We start from the raw sequence: 4,909 nt of genomic DNA, 5'->3' as shown, positions 1-4,909 counted from the left end.
AGAACATTGTCATTTTTTTCTAATAAAATTCAATCGATAAAAAATTGACTTTTAACCGAATAACTTAGTGGCTATGAATTATCCAGGTTAACCGATAGCTTTCAAATTTACAATACGTTGGAATGAACTTAGCTGGTCACCCATTCGGATATTTTGCTCATTTCTTTTGCACTTTGTAAAACAATTCGTTCATATCCAACGACCAACTGCTAATCGCTCAATTTAAGTTTTTTACTCCATAGATAATTGAGGAAATATTTATGAGTCTGGAAAGACTGGATAGAATAAAACCCTTCCTGGTTATGGATGTTTTGGAACGAGCAAATATCATGGAAAGGGCAGGAGAAGACATCATTCATTTTGAAATTGGTGAACCAGATTTTGAAACTCCAATAAAAATTCGAGAAGCTGCTATTAGGGCTTTGGATAGAGGGGAGACCCACTACACTCACAGTTTGGGAATCTATCCATTAAGAGAAGCTGTTAGCCGCTGGTACCGAAAAAGATATCGTGTTGATGTCGATCCTGAACAAGTGATTATCACAATGGGAACTTCACCGGGCCTACTGTTGGTGTTATCTGTACTGGTTAGTACCGGCGATGAAGTGATACTATCCAATCCCGGTTATGCTTGCTATGAAAGTTTTATTCGATATTTACAAGCCCGGGCAGTATCCATTTCGGTTTTTGAAGAGACTGGGTTTCAGCTTTCGATCAGCAATGTTCTGCAAAAAATCAATGCAAAAACAAAAGCGCTTTTAATCAATTCGCCTGCTAATCCTACCGGAGTTGTATTGTCTCCTGAGGTAATGGTTGAGTTATCAAATATTGGCATGCCGATCATCTCTGATGAAATTTATCATGGTCTGGTTTATGAAGGCCGGGTGCATTCGATATTAGAATTTACAACCAATGCATTTGTATTAAATGGATTTTCGAAATATTTTGCGATGACAGGTTGGCGGCTTGGATATATTATTGCACCTGAAAAATATGTCAGGTCCATTCAAATATTACAACAGAACTTTTTTATTTCTCCAGCAAATTTTGTTCAACACGCGGGTTTGGCGGCACTGAATGATGATCATCCTGAAATTGAAGACATGGTTTCTGCTTATAAAAAGAGAAGAACAGTCATGATCGACTCGCTTCGTTCTATCGGTTTCTCAATCAATTCCAATCCCGGTGGAGCCTATTATTGTTTTTGTCAATGTTAAACATTTATCACAAGATTCCTTGAAATTTACTATGGAATTATTGGAAAATGCTAAAGTAGCTGTGGCGCCCGGAATCGATTTTGGTAGCAATGGCGAAGGCTACCTTCGATTCTCTTATGCTACTTCGATAGAGGATATTCACGAAGGAGTGAGCCGTCTCAAAACATATTTATCAAATAGAATGGGTGGTTAATGGAATTTAATGCCAGAAAACGTATAGAACTGGAAGAGATTGAAGACCGAATTTTGGCGCCCTGGGGAATCAAAAGCGCCGGCCATAATAAGACGAGGCAGACTGAAGAAAATGAGCACGATTATAGAACGAATTTTCAACGTGATCGCGATCGCATCATCCATTCCAGGGCATTCCGGCGGCTAAAGCATAAGCGTCAAGTTTTTTTAACCACTACAGGCGACCATTACCGCACCCGGTTAACTCACACTCTTGAGGTTGTTCAGCTGTCTCGAACTTTGGCCAGATCTTTGGGTGTGAATGAAGATCTGACGGAGGCCATTGCCCTGGGTCACGATCTGGGCCATACGCCATTTGGACACATTGGCGAAGTTGCATTGGATCGTATCCTCAAGGGTAAAGATCATTTGGATGGAATTTTAGACACACAGGATTATGGTGGCTTTAAACACAACTACCAGAGTGTTCGAATTGTTGACCGGCTCGAAAAAAAATATAAATTTGATGGACTCAATTTAACCACAGTTGTTAGAGAAGGGATTTTAAAGCATACTCGATTGATACTTAAGCATATTTCCTACCCGGACTGGCAGAATGATATTTTGAAAATGGAGGTTCAAAATTCCCAAAGTGTTGAAGGACAAATTGTATCGATTTGTGATGAAATTGCGCAACGAACACATGATTTGGAAGATGGATTGCGTGCAGGTTTTGTGAATGTAAAGGAAGTACGAAAATTACCGATTGTTCAACTGGCAGAAAACCAACAAGATCTTATTGAAGAATTTGGCGGCGCCGATGTTGAGTATTTTAATGTCTTAATTAAAAAACTCATAAATCTCTTGGTTACGGATGTAATCTCAACTACGTTGGAAAATCTCCAAGTTTATTATGAACGTAACGAGACACTACTTCCATTCAATGTATTATTGGTAAATTTTAGTACAGGAATTTATCCTCTTCAGGCAGAACTAGATCGTTTTATTACCAGGAGAATCATCAGAAGGCCAGGTATTGGTTGGACTGACGAAATGGCGATCGACGTTATTCGCAAACTATTTAAAATATATCTCAAGAAACCCCGGGAAATGCAAAGTTTTCCGACACATCAATTTTTTTCTCGATATACATCTATGCCGGATGCCCACTTAAATCCAAAATTAAGAGACCCGGTTAATGATGAATTTATCCGTTTAATCGCAGATTATATAGCTGGAATGACAGATCGTTTTGCAATGCAAGAATTTGAACGGCTTGTTGAAAAATAGTGATTAAGAAGAAAGGAATTTGATATTTAAATCAAATTAAATGAGATACAATTTTATTTGATTTTTGCTGATAGAATAAATATATTTTTTGTCGTAAAAAAATGGAGATTGAATGATATTTAAAGGTAGGACAAAGATTAAAGAAACCATACTGAAAATTAGAATTCAAAAAATAAAAATAACCGAGTGTGCACCCCCCCATGGGTGCATTTTTTTTGTACTCGGATACGAATAAAAGGAGGTGAAATTGGAGAACAAACTTATTGCGCTGTTAGAATTACAAAAACTGGATTTACGCCTTACGGAATTAGAATCTACTCGAGGAGATTTACCGCAAAAAGTAGTTAGCAGCAGAGATGAAATTGAAAAACTTGAGCAGATTTTAAAGGCAAAGAAAGAAGAATTGAAAGAGGTTAAGATCCGTAAATCAGTCGTGGTTTTGGAGAGAAACCATTCAAATTCCAAGCTGGAACAGTACCAGGAGCAATTATATCGGGTAACCTCCAACCGGGAATATGACGCAATAACTACAGAAATAGAATCAACAAAAGAAAATATTGACACCTCTGAAATTCAGGAAATTGAATATGACGACAAGGCGGAAAATTTAATAAGTGAAATTTCGGAGTTGGAAAATCAATATTCCATGCTCAAAACCGGTTTGGAATTTTATGAAAAGGATCTTCAAAAAAAGCTAAGTATGACAAACCAGGAAGAAGAAAGACTTAAAAAGGAAAGAGAAAGTCTTATCCCAATTCTCGAAAGAGTAGTTTATTCTAGTTATGAACGAGTGCGCAAAGCCAAGAGTGTCGCTGTGGTTGCCATTCAAAGGAATGCATGTGGTGGATGTTATAATTCCATACCACCACAAAGGGTTTTGGAAATAAGACAACGCCGGCAATTCATCACTTGTGAACATTGTGGGAGAATACTCGTCTGGCAAAATTCACAAGCTGCCACTTAATCAATGCCAATGAATAAGTCTAAGTCTTGTAAAGTAGCAATTTGAGTATTTTCTCTATTAATAAATACTATTGTTAGAACATAGATTAGCAGGGGAGAATCCTTTGTGTTGTGAATTAAAACGCGTATGATAGCCTGTCTAATAGACGTCAAAACCAGTGCCAAAGAAATATTGATTGTTCAAAGATGGTACTGTATTAACTAATCTAATCAACCGCATGAAAATCTTCTTAAGCGAAACTCGAGTAGTTGTTTTTTTATTGAACCTAATATTAAGGAATTTAAGGAATCTGTAATCTAAACAAATTGATTTTTATAAATGATCATTGTGATCCAAAGTTAACCAAGTGATCGCCTTATTTACCGAATTTCGGCAAATAGGGAGGAAAGTCCGAACTCCGCAGGGTAGAATGCTTCGTAACACGAAGTTTCCGGTGACGGAAAAGACACTGCAACAGAAAGCAAACAGCCAAACCACTATTGTCCCAGGACAAGTGGCGGTAAAGGTGAAATGGTGAGGTAAGAGCTTACCGGGTTGGCGGAGACGTCAATCGTCAGGCACTCTCATTCGGAGCAAGACCAAGTAGGAGAGGAATTCTCTTTTAGAGGACGGATGTTTCCCGTATCCGTTGACTCTTGGGTAGGTCGCTAGATTCTGTTGGTGACAACAGAACCAGATAAATGATCACTGCATTCCGGATTTACCGGGGTGTTACAGAATTCGGCTTATCGGTTAACTTTGGATCTTTTGTTTTTTAAAGGAATCCTGGATGTCCTTTTCCTTACTCATGATCATAACCGTATGAAACTGTATCGCGCCGCCCCAGCCATGGGCGCCGGACTCTCCGCGTCGCTCGATGGAAGGCCTCGGCCACGTATCAAACACCATAGATCCAACACCCCTACGGCTGCGAACGGAATCAAGAGCGGAACCAGCGGAAATCGGTATCGAGCCATCACATAGAACATCGCCACCGCTCCCGCCATCGAAACGATCAGCGCATACATGACCCAAAGACGCCGCCATTGACGCCAGGTCGAAACCAGCCCGATGGCGGCCAGCGGAACGAGAACCCCGAAGTGCCAAACCGACGCCAAACCGCCCAGCACCGGCGAGAACTTCGCATAAATGTAGAGACTCTCCGTGTCGGCCACCTCGTAGCGATTCCAAACCATCAGCATCTTTCGCCCCAGCAACGACAACCAAGCCGCGGGGGACTCGCCGATATCCTCCCACGCGCGAGACATCCAGTACTGAGACACTTCCT

General features: G+C 40.2%; 3 protein-coding genes, 1 other RNA gene and 1 pseudogene. 4 read left to right on the top strand and 1 reads right to left on the bottom strand.

Annotated features, from left to right (window positions below; translation table 11 throughout):
* Positions 1–260: 260 nt before the first annotated feature.
* The 4 genes and pseudogenes from IIC38_19925 to rnpB all read left to right on the top strand — a co-directional run bounded on the left by IIC38_19925 (position 261) and on the right by rnpB (position 4,386).
* Positions 261–1,410 (top strand): annotated as a pseudogene (locus tag IIC38_19925) (pyridoxal phosphate-dependent aminotransferase).
* Positions 1,410–2,678 carry a dNTP triphosphohydrolase gene (gene dgt / locus IIC38_19920; GenBank protein MCH8128190.1) on the top strand — a complete coding sequence of 423 codons (1,269 nt, stop codon included), beginning with the start codon at positions 1,410–1,412 and terminating at the stop codon, positions 2,676–2,678. Before IIC38_19925 ends, dgt begins: the two are co-directional and overlap by 1 nt.
* A gap of 247 nt (positions 2,679–2,925) precedes the next feature.
* Positions 2,926–3,642 (top strand): hypothetical protein, encoded by a 717-nt coding sequence (locus IIC38_19915; GenBank protein MCH8128189.1) that lies wholly within the window; start codon positions 2,926–2,928, stop codon positions 3,640–3,642.
* A gap of 334 nt (positions 3,643–3,976) precedes the next feature.
* An RNA gene (rnpB, locus tag IIC38_19910) (RNase P RNA component class A) lies at positions 3,977–4,386 on the top strand.
* Here the strand turns inward: rnpB and IIC38_19905 are convergent.
* The coding region (locus tag IIC38_19905; protein ID MCH8128188.1) for a hypothetical protein at positions 4,375–4,909 on the bottom strand (535 nt) is incomplete at its 5' end. The genes rnpB and IIC38_19905 overlap by 12 nt on opposite strands.

This window comes from candidate division KSB1 bacterium, assembly GCA_022566355.1.
Classification (GTDB): domain Bacteria; phylum Zhuqueibacterota; class JdFR-76; order JdFR-76; family DREG01; genus JADFJB01.
This window is presented reverse-complemented; position numbering and strand designations above follow the sequence as displayed.

What these genes read in the sequence shown, in the direction of transcription:
- dgt (MCH8128190.1), top strand. Translation starts at nt 1,410, where the DNA reads ATGGAATTTAATGCCAGAAAACGTATAGAACTGGAAGAGATTGAAGAC.